The sequence below is a fragment of the Cognatundibacterium rugosum genome (assembly GCF_014284365.1).
GTDB classification, from domain to species: domain Bacteria; phylum Pseudomonadota; class Gammaproteobacteria; order Burkholderiales; family Burkholderiaceae_D; genus Undibacterium; species Undibacterium rugosum.
The window spans coordinates 1-244 of sequence record NZ_JACOGG010000082.1 but is presented as its reverse complement, the minus strand read 5'-3'; the positions used below and the strand labels follow the sequence as shown (position 1 = coordinate 244).

Below are 244 nucleotides of genomic sequence, written 5' to 3'. Positions count from 1 at the left end.
TCACCCATTTTTGATTCGCCTTTTGTGCGGCAAACTGCCGCTGCAGTAAATTGGGGGCAATCCGGCCAACATGCCCTTTGTAGGAGCGGTATTTCTTGATCCTTACCAGGGACTTCAAGCCTAACTCTGTCATCAGGCGCTGCACGGTTTTATGGTTCACCGCCACCCCGGATTGCTGAATGCTGGCCGTGATGCGCCGATATCCGTAACGTCCTTGATGGCGCGCGTAAATCGTGCGTATGTG

The 244-nt window shown here is 53.7% G+C and carries 1 protein-coding gene; it reads right to left on the bottom strand.

The features are described from left to right. On the bottom strand, positions 1-244 hold a 244-nt coding region (locus H8K47_RS18885; protein ID WP_186882743.1), incomplete at both ends, for an IS3 family transposase.